Annotated in this window: 9 protein-coding genes; all 9 read left to right on the top strand. The window is 72.7% G+C overall.

Features of this window, described 5'->3' with window-relative positions:
• Positions 1 to 192: 192 nt before the first annotated feature.
• The 9 genes from QUY26_RS37740 (at position 193) to QUY26_RS37700 (ending at position 18,981) form a co-directional block, all read left to right on the top strand.
• Positions 193 to 498 carry an acyl carrier protein gene (locus QUY26_RS37740; protein ID WP_289954796.1) on the top strand — a complete coding sequence of 102 codons (306 nt, stop codon included), beginning with the start codon at positions 193 to 195 and terminating at the stop codon, positions 496 to 498.
• Positions 495 to 1,658: an acyl-CoA dehydrogenase family protein gene (locus QUY26_RS37735; protein WP_289954794.1), complete on the top strand. Its 1,164-nt coding sequence runs from the start codon at positions 495 to 497 to the stop codon at positions 1,656 to 1,658. Before QUY26_RS37740 ends, QUY26_RS37735 begins: the two co-directional genes overlap by 4 nt.
• A complete protein-coding gene (locus tag QUY26_RS37730; RefSeq protein ID WP_289954792.1) occupies positions 1,655 to 2,680 on the top strand; it encodes a 3-oxoacyl-ACP synthase in 1,026 nt (341 codons plus the stop codon). Before QUY26_RS37735 ends, QUY26_RS37730 begins: the two co-directional genes overlap by 4 nt.
• Positions 2,677 to 5,667, top strand: coding sequence for an HAD-IIIC family phosphatase (locus QUY26_RS37725; RefSeq protein ID WP_289954790.1), 2,991 nt, complete (start codon positions 2,677 to 2,679; stop codon positions 5,665 to 5,667). The genes QUY26_RS37730 and QUY26_RS37725 overlap by 4 nt, the downstream gene beginning before the upstream one ends.
• Positions 5,668 to 5,710: 43 nt before the next feature.
• The gene (locus QUY26_RS37720; RefSeq protein WP_289954787.1) at positions 5,711 to 9,892 is read left to right on the top strand and encodes a condensation domain-containing protein; all 4,182 of its coding nucleotides are present in this window, start codon (positions 5,711 to 5,713) and stop codon (positions 9,890 to 9,892) included.
• Positions 9,889 to 10,764: a 3-hydroxyacyl-CoA dehydrogenase family protein gene (locus QUY26_RS37715; RefSeq protein WP_289954785.1), complete on the top strand. Its 876-nt coding sequence runs from the start codon at positions 9,889 to 9,891 to the stop codon at positions 10,762 to 10,764. The genes QUY26_RS37720 and QUY26_RS37715 overlap by 4 nt, the downstream gene beginning before the upstream one ends.
• Positions 10,751 to 17,314 (top strand): amino acid adenylation domain-containing protein, encoded by a 6,564-nt coding sequence (locus tag QUY26_RS37710; protein ID WP_289954784.1) that lies wholly within the window; start codon positions 10,751 to 10,753, stop codon positions 17,312 to 17,314. Before QUY26_RS37715 ends, QUY26_RS37710 begins: the two co-directional genes overlap by 14 nt.
• A 10-nt stretch (positions 17,315 to 17,324) precedes the next feature.
• The gene (locus QUY26_RS37705; protein WP_289954783.1) at positions 17,325 to 18,152 is read left to right on the top strand and encodes a helix-turn-helix domain-containing protein; all 828 of its coding nucleotides are present in this window, start codon (positions 17,325 to 17,327) and stop codon (positions 18,150 to 18,152) included.
• A 76-nt stretch (positions 18,153 to 18,228) separates the two neighbouring features.
• Positions 18,229 to 18,981 carry a phytanoyl-CoA dioxygenase family protein gene (locus QUY26_RS37700; RefSeq protein ID WP_289954782.1) on the top strand — a complete coding sequence of 251 codons (753 nt, stop codon included), beginning with the start codon at positions 18,229 to 18,231 and terminating at the stop codon, positions 18,979 to 18,981.

Here is an 18,981-nt window from a genome sequence, read left to right as displayed (position 1 = left end):
AGATCTCTAGACGCATGAACAAGCCCTGTGACAGACTCGCCGCGTTGCACGTGAATCCTGCACGCAGTTTGACCGACCGCCCATGCATGCCGCCACGAACTGCACTTATGTGGCGGTATGCGGTAGCGGCCACCGAAGCTTCGCGCCCTTGCGGCCGTCGCGGTGGCCGTCGCGAAAGGAATTGAACGCGGCATGACCCAACAGGCACATTCTTTGCATGACGCTGTGCACGACGATCTCATTGTTGAGTTGAAGAATCACCTTGAGTCCCTCACTGCCTCTCCGATCGAACCGGACGACGATTTCTTCGAGCGCGGACTCATCAATTCCTTGAGAGCGCTGGAAATCGTGGTCCATGTGGAACAGGCCTATGGCGTTTCCGTCGAGGTGGAGGACCTTGACCTCGACAATTTCCGTACCGTGAGGCGCATCGCCGAGTACGTGCGGCGCAAGCGTGGGGAGCGGTCGTCGCCCACCGCGGAAGCGGTGTCGAAGTGACGGTGACCGACCTCGCTCCCGGTCTCTCGCCCGACCTCCCACCCGGCTTCCCCGCACTGCTCGCGAGAGCGACGGCCGAGGCATCCGCGTGGGACGCCGGAACCGGTCTGCCCCAGGACGTGATCGGCGAAGCGGCGCGGGCCGGTCTTCTCGGCCTGGACGTTCCCACCGCGTACGGAGGCGGCGGCGCCGGAGCCCGCGCGGTGGGGCACGCGGCCGCCCAACTCGGGGCGGTCTGCTCCTCGTTGCGCGCCCTGCTCACCGTCAGCGGCATGGTCAACGCGGCCGTCCACCGCTGGGGCACCGCCGCCCAGCGGCAGACCTGGCTGCCGCGCCTCGCCTCGGGGGACCTGCTCGCGGGTTTCGCCGCCACCGAACCGGGCGCGGGGACCGAACTCGCGGCCGTCGCCACCCGCGTCGAGCCACACGACGGCGAGGTCCGGGTCAGCGGCCACAAGGTGTGGGTCACCTTCGGCCAGGACGCCGACGTGCTGCTGGTCCTCGGCCGCGCGCCGGGCGGGCTGACCACGGTCCTGGTACCGGCCGACGCCCCCGGCGTACGAAGACAGCCGGTCACGGACGCGCTCGGACTGCGCGGCGCCCGCCTCGCCCACATCAGCCTCGACGACGTCCGCGTCCCCGCGGACCACGTCGTCGGCCCGCCCGGATTCGGGCTCACCCACACCGTCGGAACCGCCCTCGACCACGGCCGCCACACGGTCGCCTGGGGGTGCGTCGGCATGGCCGAGGGCAGTCTGGCCGAGGCCGCCGGGCACGTCGCCCGGCGCAGGCAGGGCGACATCCCGCTCTCCGGGCACGCCACGGTGCGCACCGCCGTCGGCCGTGCCCACGTGCGCGCCGAAGGAGCACGCTCCCTGTGCGAACGGGCCGCCGCCCTGCGGGAGTCGAAGGACCGCGAGGCCATCACCGCGACCATCATGGCCAAGTACGCGGCCGCCACCGCCGCCGCCGCGGTCACCCGCGACACCGTGCAGCTCCTCGGCGCGGCGGGCTGCACCCTGAACGACCGGGTCGGGCGCTTCTTCCGGGACGCCAAGATCATGCAGGTCATCGAGGGAACGGACGAGGTCTCGGCGCTCGCGATCGGCGACCGGGTCATCGCGCGGCACACCCCGCACGTCAGGGACGGGCAGCGGTGACCGCCGCCCCGCCGGTGACCGTCGGCCACGTCGGCACCTGGTTCCCCGACACCGTCAGGTCCCTCGACGGCCTGACGGACGGGCTCCCCGCCGCCCGGCGCGGGCACGCCCGCGCCCTCGGCATCGACGAGGTACGCGCCGCCGACGGCCTCACCGAGTCCGACCTCGCTGTACGCGCTGCCGAGGCGACGCTGCGCGCGACGGGCACCGGGGCGGCCGAGCTGGACGCGCTGCTGCTCGTCCAGGGCCGCGCGCCGCAGTACCTGATGGCCTCGGAGGCGACCCGCGTCCAGCACGCCATCGGCGCCCACCGGGCGCTGGTCTCCGGCGTCGGCGACCTGGGCTGCGTCTCGGTGTCGGCGGCGTTCAGCCTCGGCACCGCGCTGCTTCGCGGCATGCCCGGCTTCCGCCGCGTCCTGGTCGTCGCCACCTCCAAGGCCGCCGCGCCCGCCCGCTACCGCCCGCCGATGACGATCGTGGGGGACGGCGCCGCCGCCGTGCTCCTGACAACGTCCGAGGTGCCGGGCCCCTTCGAACTGGTCGACCAGTCGCTGCGCACGGACGGCGCCTTCGCCGACCTGTTCCGCATCGACTACCGGGACGTACCGGAACGCGACTGGGCGGAGAAGTGCGCCAACGAGCCGGACTACACGTTCCGGCTCGCGGTGCGCAGCCGCAAGGAGTTCCTCGCCCTCAACGAAGACCTGCTCCGCCGCAACGGCCTGACCGGCGACGACATCACGACCCACCTGATGCAGAACCTGTCCGGGGCCGCCTTCGGCTTCTGGCAGGAGGCCCTCGACGTCCCCATCGACCCGGTCTGCGGGCGCAACCTCTCCCGCTACGGGCACCTGGGCCCCGTCGACGTGCTGCTCAACATGGCCGACACGGCGCCCGCCCTCGCCCCCGGCGCCCATGCCCTCGTGATGAACAGCAGCCCCGTGGCCGCCTGGAGCAGCTGGCTGGTACGCCGCACAGCACACCCCGCGACCCCGACACCGGGAACGGAGGAACCGCGATGACCTCGTCGAACTCATCGGCCTCACCGACCTCGCCGGTGAAGTGCCTGGTGTGGGACCTGGACGACACCATGTGGGACGGCGTGATCCTGGAGAACGACACCGTCACCCCGCGGCCCGAGGCCCTGCGCGCCCTGGCCGAGCTGGAGCGGCGCGGCATCCTGCACGCCGTCGCCAGCCGCGGTGACCACACGACGGCCACGACGCACCTGCGCGCCCACGGCCTCCTCGACCGGTTCGCCGCGGTGTGCGTGGGCTGGGGCGACAAGTCCGAGTCCATGCGGCGGATCGCGCGGGAGCTGAACATCGGCGTCGACTCGCTCGCCTTCATCGACAACGACCCCCTGGAGCGGGCCGAGGTCCAGCAGGCCCTGCCGGAGGTCCGCGTCTACGCCCCCGAGGACATGGCCGGGCTTCCGGAGCGGCCCGAGTTCACCCCCGCCGTCACCACCGCGGAGTCCGCGGACCGCGCCGCCCTCTACCGCACGGAACGCGCGCGCAAGGAGAGCGAGGAGGCGTTCGACGGCACCCGCGAGGAGTTCCTGACCTGGCTCGGCCTGGAGATGCGCATCTGGCGGGCCACCCCGGAGGACCTGGCGCGGGCCCACGAACTCACCGTCCGGACCCATCAGTTGAACAGCACCGGCCTGGTGTACGGGATGGAGGAACTGCGTGAGCTGATGGCCTCGCCCGACCACGAGATCCTCGTGGCATCGCTGCGGGACCGCTTCGGCGACTACGGCACCATCGGGCTCTCCGTCTCGCACCGGCGCGGCGGCGACAACGTGCTGCGACTGCTCCTCATGTCCTGCCGGGTGATGTCCCGGGGCGTGGGCACCCTCTTCATCCAGCACGTCAACGCCCGGGCCAGGGCGGCGGGGCTGCGCCCGCTCGCCGAGTTCGTGGCGACGGACGTCAACCGCGTCATGCTCGTGACGCTGCGCTTCTCCGGCTTCCAGGTCCTTGATCCGGGGCCGGAGCCCATGGTGCTCGTCGCGCCCGAGGAGGTGGCGCCGAGCGCCGAGCACGTCACGCTCATCGACGACTCGCCGGTGCCCGCCCCATCCGCCGCTCCGCCCGACGTGCTCGACCTCATCGCCCGACAGTTCCAGCGGGTGCCCGAGCGGACCGCCGCGGCCGTTGGCACGGAATCGGTGACATACCGTCACCTCGACGTGCAAAGCGCAGACTTGGCCCGACGCATGCAGAGTGCGGGGGTGCGCCCCGGGGACGTCGTGGTGCTCCACGCACGGCAGCGCCTCTCGCTCATCGTCGGCATGGTCGCGGCCCTGCGCACGGGAGCGGCCTGGTGCGTCGCCGACCCCGGACATCCCGTGGCGCACTTGCGTGCGGTCGTCGGCGACACCGGCTGTGCAGCGGTCGTCTTCCACGGCGGGGACGCGGCGACCCCGCCCGAGGAGGTACGCGCGGCAGTGGCCGCCGACGGCACGGCACCCGGGCTCATCGACCTGGACGCGGCGCCGGGCGCGGGGACGCCGACCGACGGTGCCGGTGCGACACCGCGGGCCCACTCGCCCCACGCGGGGCCGCCCGACACCCCGTCGTACGCCGCTCCGTCCCCCCACTCCCCCGCGTACCTCATCTCCACCTCCGGCACGACCGGACCGCCCAAGAACGTGATGATCAGCCGCGGCGGGCTTGCCTCCCTGATCGCCTCGCGCCCTTACGAACCGGGGCTGACGGCCTTCTCCGCGCTGCGCCTCGCCTTCGACGGTTCGCTGATGTTCACGTTCCACGCGCTGTGCACGGGCGGCACCGCCGTGCTCCCGGGCGCGGACGAACTCCCGTCCGCCGAGCGGGTGGCGGACCTGCTGCGCGCCCACGAGGCCCAGCAGTGCCTCACCACACCGTCCTTCTACCGGCAGTTGCTCCCGCACCTCGACGGCGCCGACCGCCATCTGCGGCTCCTCGTCCTGGCCGGTGAGGCCACCGCGCCCGCGCTGGTGCGGCGACACCGCGCCGCGCTGCCGGGCACGCGGCTCGGCAACGAGTACGGGCCGACGGAGGCGACGGTGGCGGTCACCGCGCATGACGTCAGCGGCGTCCCGGAAGGCGTGGTGCCCATGGGGGCGATCACGGCGGGCTCCACCGCGTACGTCCTTGACCACCGGCTCCGCCCCGTACCGACGGGCGATGTCGGCGAGCTGTACCTGGGCGGCCTGCAGCTCGCCCTCGGCTACGCGGCGCGCCCGACGACGACCGCGCTGCGGTTCGTCGCCAACCCGTTCGCGCCCGGGGAGCGGCTGTACCGCACCGGTGATCTGGCGCGACTCAACGCCGAGGGGCACTTCGAGTTCCTGGGTCGCGAAGACGGCCAGGTCAAGATCGGCGGGGTCCGGGTCGAGCGGGTCGCCGCGGCGGCCGTTCTGGAGAGCCACCCCGGGGTCGGACAGGCCGTCGTGGTCGACACCAGGGAGGCGCTTCCGGGGGTGGAGGACGTGGACGTCACCACGCTGACCGCCTACTGGGTGCGCGCCACCGCGGATCACGGGCGGCAATCGCCCCCTGACGTCCGGGAATTGCGCGAGTTCTGCGCACGGCAGCTCGTGCCTCAGGCCGTACCCGGACGGTTCGTGGCGGTGGACTCCATCCCGCTGACTCCCAACGGAAAGACGGACGAGGAGGCCCTGCGCCGACTCCAGGCGCCGACGGCCGAGACCGTGGCACTCGACACCGACCGGTGGCCGACCGACGCGCAGCGGGAGGTCGCGACGTGCTGGGCGGGCGTCCTCGGCCACGGCGACTTCGACGCGCGGGACAGCTTCTTCGACCTCGGCGGTACGTCGCTCCAACTGCTCGCACTGCACGCGTCGTACGAACTGCGCTGGCCGGGCGCCGTCCAACTGGGCCAGCTCTACGACAGCCGGACGGTCGCGGCACACGCCGAACTCATCGCCGGGACCGCCGCTCCGGACGACACCGCCACGCGGGCGCCGGGCCCGGCCGTGCCCACGGGGAGGGACGTATGAGCGGAGCGGAACGCACGAGACGCAGACGAGACGGAGGGGCCGCATGAGCGGGGGAGCACAGCCGCGTACCGCGAGACGGCAGGGCGAGGCGCACGGGCCCCATGAACCGGCCACGGGCCAGGGCGGCCTCCACGACTCTCGGGCGGACCGGGCCCACCTGGCCCACGACGACACGGACGCCCCGGCGAGGGGCCCACGCGACACCGACATCGCCATCGTGGGCATGGCCGTGCGCTTTCCGGGCGCCGACGACCTGGACGCCTTCCGCGCCAACCTCCGGGCCGGTCATGACGGCGTGCGCACCATGCCCGCGGCGCGCGCCGCGGCGACCGGACTCGACCCGGCGGCGGACTACCTGCCCATGGGGTACCTGGACGACATCCACACCTTCGACCACGCGTTCTTCGGACTCACCCGGCACGAGGCCGGGCTGATCGACCCCCAGCACCGTCTCGCGCTGACCTTGGCCCACCAGGCGATCGAAGACGCCGGCCAGAGCACACAAGAACTGCGCGGCCGGTCCACCGCCGTGGTCTTCAGTGCCGCGTCCTCCGGCTACGGGAAGCGCCTCGACCTGTCCGACGTCGTCGGTTCCCTGGGCAACGCGCCCTTCGGCCTGCCCTCCCGGATCGCGCACACCCTCGGCCTCGACGGCCCCTGCTACTCCCTCGACAGCGGCTGCAACGGGTCGCTGCTCGCCGTCCGGCTCGCGTGCCGCGAACTGGCCGCGGGCGACGCCGAGTACGCGCTCGCCGGAGGCGTGAGCCTACGGCCCGACGGTGTCACGCGCGAGCAGGTCGGCGGCTTCGCCGAGATCGCGTCGAGCACCGACCGCTGCCGGTCGTTCGACGCGACGGCCGACGGCACCGTCGCGGGCGAGGGCGGGGCGGCCCTGCTCCTGACGACGCTGGCCCGCGCCCGGGCCGCGCGCCTGCCGGTGCACGCCGTGATCCGCGGGATCGCGGCCCGCCACAACGGCGGCGCCGCCGCGACGATCAGCGCGCCCAGCGCGTCGGCGCACGCCACCGTCATCCGGCAGGCGTGGCGGACGGCGGGCGCGGACCTTGCCCGCGCGGGGTACCTGGAGGCCCACGGGTCGGGGACCAGGCTCGGGGACGCGGTGGAGCTGGAAGGTCTCACCGAGGTCTTCCGGGGCCGCGCGCGACCGCTGCCCGTCGGGGCGGTGAAGTCCAACATCGGTCACCTCGACGGCGCGGCCGGAGTGGCGAGCCTGGTCAAGGCCGTCCTGAGCGTGCGCGACGGCGAGCTCTACCCCTCGCTGCACTTCACCGAACCACCGCCCGGGGTCGACCTGCGGGCCGCCTCACTGGAGATGATCGGCGAGACGCGTCCGTGGGAGGACGACGAACGTATCGCGGGGGTCAGCTCCTTCAGCCTCGGCGGCGGCAACGCGCACTGCGTCGTCCAGGCTCCGCCCCGTACGCCCGCGCCCGGCACGGCGGAACCGCGGACCCCGCGGCTCGTCGGCGTATCGGCCCGCACCCGCGCGGACTTGGCGCGGCTGTGCGCCGACCTCGCCGTGGCCCTCCACGGCGACACGCGGCACCTGGACGACATCGCCGACACCCTCAACCGGGGCCGCACCCACTATCAGCACCGCGTCGGCCTGACCGCTGACTCGACCGGCGCGCTCGCCCTGAACCTGGCCGCGCAGGCGACCTGGCTCGCCGCCGGTCCTGAGGAGCACACGTCCATCGCACCGTCCCGGGGCGACCGCCCCCAGGTGGTGCTGCTGCTCTCCCCTGACGCCCCGGCACCCTTTCCCCTGCCGACCGAGCCGCCGGAGCTGCCGGACCGGCTCCCGGCCGACGGTGCCGCCGCCGAGATCCTCTCCAGCCAACTGGCCGCCGTCGACGAACTGCGGCGCTGCGGCGTCCGCCCGGACGTGGTCATCGGCGCGGGCGTCTCCCGCTATCTGGCCCGCTACTTGCGCGCCGAACTCACACCTGCCGACACCGCCGACCTCGCCGCGGGCACGGTCCCCGGCCCGCTGGACGCCACCCGCTTCGCCGAGGTGGCCGCCGACCTGCTCGACCAGGGACCCGCCGTCTTCATCGACGTCTCCCCCGGCGGGTCCCTGGGCTCCCTGACGCGTGCCCGGTTCGGCGCCGATCCGCGTGCCCGCTGCCACATCGTCGACGCCGACGACCGCGGTCTGCTGGGGGTCCTCGGCGCGCTGTACGAAGCCGGGGTGGACCCGGACTGGTCCGCGGTCGGCCCGGCCGCACCCCGGCACAGCCGCGCCCGGCTCCCGGGGCACCCGTTGCGGCCGACGCCGTGCTGGCTGCCGCCTCGGGACGCGAGCGCGGCGCCGCCCGCACCGGCGCCGACGCCGAAGACCGAGGACGGCACCGGCCGTGCCGCGGAGCCGGACGGCGGCCCCGACACGCTCGACTGGCTCTGCGCGACCCTCGGCGAACTCCTGGGGATACCGGTCCCCGACCCCGAGAGCGACTTCTTCGAGCTGCGGGGCAACTCGCTCGTCGCGCTTCAGGTCATCAACCGCGTCGAGGAGAGGTCCGGGGTCCGGCATCGGCTCCTCGACCTCTACGAACACCCGCGGATCGAGGACTTCGCCCGGTTCATCGGGGAGTTCCCGGATTCGCCCGCCCGCCGCGAGGCGGCCCCTGCCCCCGCCGGGACACCCGGCAGCCACGCCGCTCCCACCACCACAGAGCCCGCTCCCTCCCCGCGGCCCGCCGCACCGACCGAACGGCCCGAACTGGTCGTCCGCGACGAGATGACCATGTCCTTCGGTCAGGAGCGCATGTGGTTCCACCACCAGATCGAGCCGGGCACCACCCTCTACAACCAGCCGACGGTCCGACGTGTCGACGGTCCGCTGGACGTGGACGCGCTGCGCGGCATGTGGCACGACCTCGCCCTGAGGCACGAGCCGCTGCGGTGCAATTTCGTCGACGTCGACGGAGCTCCGCAACTGCGGGTCCGCCCCGACCCCGGCGACTTCTTCACCTTCGCCGACGTCTCCGACGCCCCCGACCCCGAGTCGTCCGCCAGGGAGCTCGTCGCACGGGCCGCGCGGCACCGCTTCGACGTCGCCCGGGAACCGCTGCTGCGGGTCCTGCTGGTGCGGCTCGCGCCCGAACGGCACGTGATGCAGTACACGACGCACCACGCAGTGAGCGACGGCGGCACCCCGCGTGTCCTGCGCCGGGAACTGCCCGAGCTGTACGCGGCACGGCGCGAGGGGCGCAAGGCCCGGCTGCCCGCCCTGCCCGTGCGCTACCGGGACTACGCGCTCTGGCAGCGCGAGTTGCTCGCCGGTGCCGCGCTCGACCACGAACTCGCGTACTGGAAGAAGACCTTGCGCGACGCGCCGCGCGTCGAGCTGCCTCTCGACCGTCCGCGCCCGGCTCGCAAGTCGTACACCGGCGACATGGTGCCGTTCACCGTCGAGGCCCCGGTGGTGCGGGGGCTGCGGGCGCTGGCGGCCGAGGAGTCGGTGACGCTCTTCGTGGTGCTCCTGGCCGGGTTCAACCTGCTGCTCGCGCGGCTCACCGGACAGCGGGACCTGGTCGTCGGCACGCCGACGTCCGGCCGCAACCACCCGGCGCTCCAGGACCTGATCGGCTACTTCAACAGCACGGTCGCGCTGCGTTGCGCCGTGCCGCCCCAGGCCGGTCTCGGTGACTTCCTGCGCCGGACGCGGGCGACGGTGCTCGACGCCATGGACCACCAGGAGGTTCCCTTCGACCGGGTGGTGAGCGCGCTGGGAGCCCAGCGCGAGGCCGGTCGCGACCCCGTCGTCGACGTGTCGTTCGTCCACCAGGAGGTGCCCGTCTTCACGCTGGCCGACGGCAGCCGGGGCGGGCTCTTCGACGAGCGGGAGAACGTCGTCACCCTCGTCGAGGGCATGCCCGCCGACACCTCCAAGCTCGACCTGACCCTGGTCACCAGCGTCAGGGAGGGCCGGGCGGACGTGACCGCGGGCCTGGAGTACAGCACCGAGCTGTTCACCGCCGAGACCGCCGCCGGCTTCATCAGCGCCTACCAGGACGTGCTGCGGGCCCTCGCGTTCACGCACGACCCCGCGCAGCCGATAGCCGCGCTGCTCGACACCCCGGACAGCGCCGCGCGGGAAGCCTTCGACGCCGCCGCGCGGAGCACCTCCGACGTTCTTCGGCAAGACCCCTCCGGCACGCCGCGCCGAGACGCCGACTCACACCTGGAAGGACCACGATGACCGCAGGGAACCGCCCCCAGGAAGCTCGGGAACGTGTCGGCGTCGTCGGCGCCGGCACCATGGGCAGCGGAGTCGCCCAGAGCCTCGCCCAGGCCGGGTACGAGGTCGTGGTCGTCGAACCCGACCCCGCCGCGGCCGACCGGGCCCGCGCCGCCATCAAGGACGGTGTGCGTCTCGCCGCTCTCCTCGGCCGACTCGAGCGGGGTACCGCCGCCGGAGTCCTCGGCCGCGTGCGCTGGGCGGAGCAACTGGACGCCCTGGACGACGTCGGCTTCGTCATCGAGTGCGCCACCGAGCGGCAGGACCTCAAGGAGAAGCTCTTCGCCGAGCTCGACCGCGTCACCCCGCCGGAGGCCGTCCTCGCGTCCTGCACGTCGGCGATCCCCATCGCCGGGCTCGCCGCCCGCACCGAACGCCCCGGCCGGGTGCTCGGACTGCACGTCATGAACCCGGCGCCGCTGAAGGAGACCGTCGAGGTGGTCCGGACTGCGGAGACCAGCGACGACACGCTGGACATCGCCGCGCGCCTTCTGGAGCGCATGGGCAAGCGCCAGTTGGTGGTCCTCGACGGCCCCGGCTTCGTCATCAACCGCGTGCTGATGCTGACCATCGTCGAGGCCGCGGCGGCCGTGGGCGAGGGCAAGGCGGACGCGGCGACGACGGACGCGCTGTTCGAGCAGTGCCTGGGCCATCAGATGGGCCCGCTGCGCACCGCGGACCTCATCGGCCTGGACAACGTCGACGACACCTTGACCGTCCTGCGGGCGCACACCGGGGACAGCCGCTACACGGCACCGACCGTGCTGCGGGAGCTGGTGGACGCGGGGCACTTCGGCCGCAAGACCGGAAAGGGCTTCCATGACTACGCGTGAGGCACGCGGCCCGGAGCACGAGACGGGCGGTCCGGCGCCGGAGGGCACCGCGGAGCGCCTCCAGGACACCTTCCGCCGGATGAGCGCCGACGAACTGCGCGCTCATCTCGACACGGTTCTCGACGCCGCGCCCCGGCAGGCTCCGTCACCGGAGCAGCCCGCGCCACCCGTCTCCGACCGGCAGGACGCGCCCGGCCCCACCGGCCCCGAGCCGCGCCCCGCCCTGGTGCACGAACGCTTCGCCCACTGGGCCGCGCGCACCCCGGCCGCGACCGCCCTGGTGGACCGCGACACCCGGATCACCTATGCCGAACTGGCCGCCCGCGCCGACCGGATCGCGCACCGCCTGCGCGCGAACGGAGTCGGCCCCGGCGTCCTCGTCGGCGTCAGCATGGACCGGTCCGCCGACCTGGTCGCGGCTCTCCTCGGCGTCCTCAAGGCCGGGGGTTGCTACGTCCCCCTCGATCCCTCGTACCCCGAGCGGCGGCTGCGGTATCTGGCCGAGGACTCCGGTGTGACCACCGTCCTGGTCAGCCGGGAGATCCCGCGGTGGTGGTCGGGGTTCACGGGCACCGTCCTGGACCTGGCCGGCACGCATGAGCACGATCCGTGCCCGGCCACGCCGGTAGCGGAGAGCGCCGGGCCAGACGACCCCGCGTACCTCATCTACACCTCGGGCTCCACCGGCCGCCCCAAGGGCGTCGTGGTGCCGCACCGCAACGTCAGCAGGCTGTTCACCGCCACCGAGGACTGGTTCGGCTTCGGCCCGCAGGACGTGTGGACGCTGTTCCACTCGTACGCCTTCGACTTCTCGGTCTGGGAGATGTGGGGTGCCCTAGCCCACGGGGGCCGGCTCGTGGTGGTGCCGTACGAGACCAGCCGTGCGCCCGACGCGTTCCTGCGGCTGCTGCGCGAACAGCGGGTCACCGTGCTCAACCAGACACCGTCGGCCTTCCACCAGCTCATCCGCGCCGACGCCGACGCGCCGCCGGACGCGGGCCCGCTGGCCCTCCGATATGTGATCTTCGGCGGTGAGGCGCTCGATCCGCGCGCGCTGGCCGACTGGTGCGCCCGGCACGGCGACGCCACGCCCCAGCTGATCAACATGTACGGAATCACCGAGACGACGGTGCACGTCACCTACCGGCCGATCACGCTGAGGGATGTCACGGCCGGCATCGGCAGTGTGATCGGCCGGCCTCTGCCGGATCTGGACCTGTACGTCCTGGACCCCCGGCGACGGCCCGTGCCGGCCGGGGAGACCGGCGAGCTGTACGTGGGTGGGGCGGGTCTGGCACACGGCTACGCCGGCAAGCCGGGTCTGACCGCGGAACGCTTCGTCCCGCACCCGTTCGCGACGCTCCCCGGACAGCGGCTGTACCGCACCGGCGACCTGGTGCGCGTGCGACCCGACGGGGACGTCGAATACCGCGGCCGACTCGACTCCCAGGTCCAGCTCCGGGGATTCCGGGTGGAGCTCGGCGAGATCGAGTCGGTGCTCGCCGAACACCCGGCCGTGCACGAGGCCGTGGTGGTGCCGCGCACCGACGACGAGGGACACGTCCGCCTCGCGGCCTACGTCACCGTACGCGGGCCCGCCCCCGCCCCCGGCGCGCTGCGCACCCACGCGATCGGCGGGCTGCCCGCCCACATGGTCCCGTCGGTCTTCACCGTCCTGCCCGAACTCCCGCTCACCGAGCACGGCAAGGTGGACCGCGAGCGGCTGCCCGTACCGGACCCCCACGAGGGCGGGGCCGCCGAGCCGTACGCGGCTCCCCGCGACCGCGCGGAGAGGGTCCTCGCCGACGCGTGGAGCCAGGTCCTCGGCGTGGACCGCGTGGGCATCGACGACAACTACTTCGGCCTCGGCGGCGACTCCATCCTCAGCATCCGGATGCTGGCGCTCGCCCGGAAGGCCGGTCTGGAACTGGCGTTCCAGGACCTGCTGGAGCACCAGACGGTCCGCACGCTCGCCGCGGTGGCACGGGACACCGAGCACGAGCCCCGGGCGACACCGGTGTACGAGGCGTTCTCCCTGCTCACTGCGGCGGACCGGGCCCTGTTGCCGGAGGGTCTCGCCGACGCCTACCCGATGACCCGGCTGCAGCAGGGCATGCTCTTCCACAGCGACCCGACGGCACCCGGGGCGGCGTACCACAACGTCTCGACGTACCGGCTGCGCGGCCCCTTCAGCGAACGCGCCTGGCGGGAGGCCGTGTCCGGCCTCCTCCAGCGGCACGACGTCCTGCGCACGTCCTTCGACCTGGTCCACTTCAGCGAGCCCCTGCAACTGGTGCACCGACGGGCGGAACCGCCCCTGACCTTCGAGGACCTGCGCGGTCGTGATCGAGCCGACCTGGACGCCGCCGCGGACCGCAGGTTCGGCCAGGAGCGCGCCGAGCGGTTCGACTGGCGGTCGGCCCCGCTGATCAGATTCCATGTGCAGCGCCGCACCGACGACACGCACCAGTTGTTCGTGACCGAGCACCACGCGATCCTCGACGGCTGGAGCGAACGCTCGCTCTTCGTCGAACTGCTGCGCCGGTACGCCGACGGGGTGCGGGGCACGAGTGGCGCGACGCCTCCCGCGCCCGCCGCCCGCTTCGCCTCGTTCGTCGAGTCGGAGCGCGCGTCGGTGGCGAACGAGGCCGACCGGCGTTTCTGGGCCGATCAGTTGGCGGGCGCGACGTTCACGCCGCTGCCGCGCGGCGTGCCGGACGCCGAGAAGCCGGCCGGGCCGTTGATGCGGATCGACGGCCGCTGGATCTCCCCGCAGGTGTACGAGGGCCTGCGGGCCCTCGGGCGTCAGCTCGGCGTGTCGCTGCGCATCGTGCTGCTCGCGGCTCATCTGCGGGTGATGAGCCTGCTGAGCGGCTCGGACGACGTCGTCACCGGCGTCATCCACAACGGGCGCAGTGAGGAGCAGGACGGCGACCTCACCCTCGGGCTCTTCCTCAACACGCTGCCGATGCGCGGCCGTCTGACCGGCGGGACCTGGCGCGACCTGGTGCGCCACACGGCGGAGCTCGACCGTGCCGTCCAGCCCCACCGCCGCCATCCGCTCGCGGAGATCCTGCGCGGTACGAACGCGCCCGAGCTCTTCGAGACGTTCTTCAACTACACCCACTTCCACGTCGAGCGTTCCCTTGCCGACCAGTCGGAGGTGGAAGTCGTCGAGCAGGACGTCGTCGCCGACACGCACTTCCCCTTCGGAGTCGAGTTCCTCCAGAGCGGCACCAAGGACGCGCTGGGCCTCGGACTGCGTTTCGACGCCTCGCTGTTCACCGCGGAGCAGGTGGACCTCATCCACGGCTACTACGTCGCGGCGCTCACCGCCCTCGCCACGGACGGGGACGCGCGCTACGAGACCACCGATCTGCTGTCGGCGGCCGAGCACCGCACGATCCAAGGGTGGAACGACACCGCCGAGCGGTACGACCGCCCACACGTCCTCCACACGTTGGTGGCGGAGCAGGCACGCCGGACCCCCGACGCCACGGCCGTGCGGTTCGACGGAGCGGGCATGACGTACCGCGAACTGGACGAGCGGGCCGACCGGCTCGCCCGGCTGCTGCGGGCCGGGGGCGTCCGGCGTGGCAGCCTCGTCGCGGTGGTGCTCGACCGTTCGGCGGAGCTGCCGGTGAGCCTGCTCGCGGTGCTGAAGGCCGGTGGCACCTATGTGCCGCTGGACCCCGAGCACCCGCCGCGGCGGCTGCGCGAGATCCTGACCGACGCGGGGATCACCATGGCGGTCGCCCGCGGTTCCGCCGGCGAGAAGGTCGCGGCGCCCGGCGTCACGGTCGTCCGGCCCGACGCGGCCGAGGTGCCGGGCTTCACCTGTCCACCGGGGCCGCCCGAGGGTGGTGCGGCAGGGCCTGAGGACGGGGCCTACATGATCTTCACGTCGGGCTCGACCGGGAAGCCGAAGGGCGTCCTCGTGTCCCACGGCGCGATCGCCAACCGACTGCTGTGGCTGCAGCGGCAGTTCCCCCTGCGGCCCGGCGAGCCGGTGCTGCAGAAGACGCCCGCCACCTTCGACGTGTCCGTCTGGGAGTTCTTCTGGCCGCTGTTCACCGGCGGTGTCCTGGTCGTGGCCCGGCCCGGCGGCCATCGCGATCCCGCCTACCTGGCCGAGCTGATCGTCGCCGAGTCCGTCACGACGGTGAACTTCGTGCCTTCCATGCTCCGGGCGTTCCTGGAGGATCCGGCCAGCTCCGGGTGCACCGGGCTGACCCGTGTCCTGTGCGCGGGCGAGGCGCTCCCGTACGACTTGCAGCGGCATTTCCAGGCCGCGCTCCCCGCGGAGCTGCACAACATCTACGGTCCCACCGAGGCCGACCTCACCCACTGGAGGTGCACGGAGGACGGCAGCGGAACCGTGCCCATCGGGTGGCCGATCGCGAACTCCGAAGTGCACGTCCTGGACCGCCACGGACAGCGGGTCCCCCAGGGCGTGACCGGGGAGCTCTACCTCGCGGGCGCCGGACTCGCCGAGGGCTACCACCGGCGGCCCGACCTGACCGAGGCCAGCTTCATCCAGCACACCGACCACGCCGGCGTGACCCGCAGGATGTACCGCACGGGTGACCTCGTACGGCATCGGCCGGACGGCGCGCTGGAGTTCCGCGGCCGTGCCGACGCGCAGCTCAAGCTGCGCGGCCACCGGATCGAGCCGGGCGAGATCGAGGCCGTGCTCCGGAGCCACGCCGACGTGCTGGAGTGCGCCGTACTGCTCCACGAGGGGCGGCTGGCCGCCTACTTCGTGGCGGACGCGGAGGCCCGGCCCGATGCCGGAGAGCTCGCCGCTCATGCGGCGAGCAGGCTTCCCGCGTACATGGTGCCGACCGTCTGGTCGCAACTCGACGCGATGCCTCTCACCGGGAGCGGCAAGGTGGACCGCAAGGCCCTGCCGTCGGTGCCGGGCACCCTGCTGACCGACGAGTCACGCGACACCACACCGCCACGCGACGCCCGCGAAGCCCGACTCCTCGAACTGTGGAGCGAACTCCTCGGCGGGCAACAGCTCGGCGTGCACGCCGACTTCTTCGCCGCGGGGGGCCACTCCTTGCTGGCGACCCGCCTTGTCTCGCGCATCCGTTCCGAGTTCGGCGCGGAGCTGAGCATCGGCACCCTCTTCGAGAAGCCCACGGTCGCGGAACTCGCCGCGGCCCTGGACACGCCGGGTCGCCACCGGCCCGCGCTCGTCCCCACGACCGGCTCGGGGGAGACTCCGCTGTCCTTCGCCCAGGAGTGGTTCCGGGACGAGCTGGACGGCCCCACCCGGCACAACATCACGATGGCGCTGCGGCTGACCGGCTCCCTGGACCGCAAGGCGCTGGAGGCGGCGCTCCAGGACGTGGTGGCCCGGCACGAGACGCTCCGGACGGTGTTCCCGTTCAGGGACGGCGAGCCCCGTCAGCACGTCGTCGACGCGGACGCCGCTGCCTTCGGCCTGCCGGTGCTGCGGGTGGCGCGCGAGGAGGTCGGCCGGGCCGTCGAGCGGGAGTCCCACCACGCCTTCGTCCTCAGCGACGAGATCCCCTGGCGCGCCCACCTGCTGGCGGTGGCCGAGGAGGAACACGTCCTGGTGCTCGTGGTGCACCACATCGCGTCGGACGGATGGTCCGAGTACGTGCTTGGCCGGGACATCTCGGCCGCCTACGCGGCCCGCGTCCAGGGCGATGCGCCGCGGTGGACCCCACCACCGGTGCGCTACACCGACTACACGCACTGGCAGCGCGACCTGCTCGGCGACGAGAGCGACCCGCAAAGCCCGCTGCGCAGGCAACTGGCGTACTGGAAAGCCAGGCTGGCGGGGGCCCCGGAAGAGCTGACGCTGCGCACGGACCGGCCGCGTCCGGCCGTCGCGTCGCGCCGGGGCGGCGATGTGCCCGTGCGCTTGCCGGCCGCTCTGCACCGCGATCTCATCGCGCTGGCCGACGGGCACGGGGCGAGCGTGTTCATGGTGCTGCAGTCGGCGCTGGCGGCGCTGCTCCACCGCATGGGGGCGGGCGAGGACATCCCCATCGGTACGGCCATCGCCGGACGCACCGACGACGCGCTGGAAGGACTCGTCGGCTTCTTCGTCAACACCCTCGTCCTGCGTCACGACCTGTCCGGAGAACCGTCCTTCAGCGAACTGCTCAAGCGGACCCGCACGCACACGCTGGCGGCCTACGACCACCAGGACCTGCCCTTCGAGCGACTGGTGGAGGAGCTGGTCCCCGACCGGTCGGCTGCCCGCAACCCGCTCTTCCAGGTCAAGCTGGTCCTGCACAACACGCCGGAAGCCGCCCTCGACCTCCCGGGGCTGACCGCCGTGCCGGTTCCGATGGAGCACACATTCATCGTGTACGACATCAACATCCACCTGTACGAGCGGTTCGACTCCGCGGGCCGCCCGGCCGGCCTCGAGGGAAACCTGATCTTCGCCACCGACCTCTTCGACCGGAGCACCGTCGAGGCCCTGGTACGAGGGCTGGCCCAGGTCCTCACCGCGGCGTCCGCCGACCCAGGGCAGCCGGTCAGCGGATTCCACGTCCCGGTCTGACATGTCTGCGATGCCCGTTCTGCTGGAGGCCCCGGAGAGGGCACGGGAGGATCGCGACTGGCTGCGGCGTCTCGATCGGTATCCCGAGATCGGGGTGCTGAAGTACGGGACAGCGCCGACGAATTGGGAGGTGTCGTACGACCGCGGGCACTCCGAGCATGTGATCCACCTCGTGGTGGCCGGCCGGTACGAGGGCGTGGCCGGCCACCAGCGGATCCAGGTGGGGCCGGGGACCCTGGTGTGGCTCAAGCCCGGGGTGCCGTTCACGTTGCGCGCCGCCGCATCGCGGCCGCTCGCTCTCTACCGGCTCCAGCTGCCGCCGGCGCCCGCGGAGGAACCGCCGCTGGGGCCGGTCGTGGTGCTGCCCGGCGCGTGGGAGCTGCGGGCGCCCCTCGACCTGCTGATCAGCGAGAGGGAGGAACGGCAGCCGTTCCGCGAGGTCCGGATGCGGGCCGCGCTCGAGCTGCTGTTCAGCTCGGCTCTCCGGCTCGCGGAGCAGCAGCAGACCGTACGTCCGGCGCTTGACGCCGCGCAGCGGCGCCTCTTGGAGGACCACGCCGACGAGCGGGTCGCCGAGCGGGTGCACCCGGCCGAGCTGGCCCGGCTCCTTCGGATGTCCCCGGAGCACTTCACCCGCTGTTTCCGCCGGACCTACGGCTGCCCGCCGAAGGTGTGGCTGGTGCGGCGGCGGATCCAGCACGCCGCGCGGCTGCTCGACGAGACACAGGAAACGATCACTCGGATCGCCCGCGGCCTCGGGTACTGCGACGTCTATCTCTTCAGCCGCCAGTTCAAGTCCGTGATGGGTGTCTCCCCGCGGACCTACCGAGCGCGCTGAGGCGCGCGGTTGAGTGCAAACTTTACCCGGCCTCGGCCATGGTCGCCGGGGGCCGCCCGGTGCCACCGTGATCTCCATGGACACCACCACCGCAGCACTGACCCGCGACGAGGTCACCCGATTCCACGAGCAGGGTTTCCTCGGGCCCTACGTCGCCTGCTCGCCCGAGGAGATGGACGCCTTCCGCCAGCACATCGACGCCGAGGTGCTCACCTCGCCGGGACCGAATCCGGCGACGCCCCTGCACTCCCGTCACCTGGACCATCGTCCGGTGCACGATCTCGCCACCCTGCCGGAAGTGCTCGGCCGGGTGCGGAGCCTGCTCGGCGACGACATCCTGCTGTGGTCCACGTTCCTGTTCAACAAGGAGCCGGGCGGCCTCGAGGTGCCCTGGCACCAGGACATCGACAGCTGGCCGCTCGATCCGCCCGTGAACCTCTCCCTCTGGCTGGCGGTCGACGAGGCGACGGCGGAGAACTCGTGCGTGCAGATCATCCCCGGCTCGCACCGTGAGCTGCTGCACCACGTGCCCTCGCGCCCGGGGAAGGCGTTCCCGCAGGAGATCGACCCGGCTCTCGTCGACACCACCACGGCGATCGACATGGAACTCGCCCCCGGTGAGTTCTTCCTCTTCAGCGAGCAGTTGATGCACCACTCCAACAAGAACACGTCGGACCGGCGCAGGCTCGGGCTGTCCGCCCGCTACACGATCCCCAAGGTCAACATCGTCGACCAGGACTCCTCACCCCTGTTCCCGGGCCACGCGTGCGTCCTGGTGAGCGGGAGCGACACCATGGGCAACAACCGCATGACACAGCCCCCGGCCTGA

It is taken from the genome of Streptomyces flavofungini (assembly GCF_030388665.1).
In the GTDB taxonomy this organism is placed as follows: Bacteria; Actinomycetota; Actinomycetes; order Streptomycetales; family Streptomycetaceae; genus Streptomyces; species Streptomyces flavofungini_A.
This window is presented reverse-complemented; position numbering and strand designations above follow the sequence as displayed.

Coding starts and splice junctions, on each gene's coding strand:
- QUY26_RS37725 (WP_289954790.1), top strand. CDS start 2,677: ATGACCTCGTCGAACTCATCGGCCTCACCGACCTCGCCGGTGAAGTGC.
- QUY26_RS37700 (WP_289954782.1), top strand. CDS start 18,229: ATGGACACCACCACCGCAGCACTGACCCGCGACGAGGTCACCCGATTC.
- QUY26_RS37705 (WP_289954783.1), top strand. CDS start 17,325: ATGCCCGTTCTGCTGGAGGCCCCGGAGAGGGCACGGGAGGATCGCGAC.
- QUY26_RS37740 (WP_289954796.1), top strand. CDS start 193: ATGACCCAACAGGCACATTCTTTGCATGACGCTGTGCACGACGATCTC.
- QUY26_RS37720 (WP_289954787.1), top strand. CDS start 5,711: ATGAGCGGGGGAGCACAGCCGCGTACCGCGAGACGGCAGGGCGAGGCG.
- QUY26_RS37715 (WP_289954785.1), top strand. CDS start 9,889: ATGACCGCAGGGAACCGCCCCCAGGAAGCTCGGGAACGTGTCGGCGTC.
- QUY26_RS37710 (WP_289954784.1), top strand. CDS start 10,751: ATGACTACGCGTGAGGCACGCGGCCCGGAGCACGAGACGGGCGGTCCG.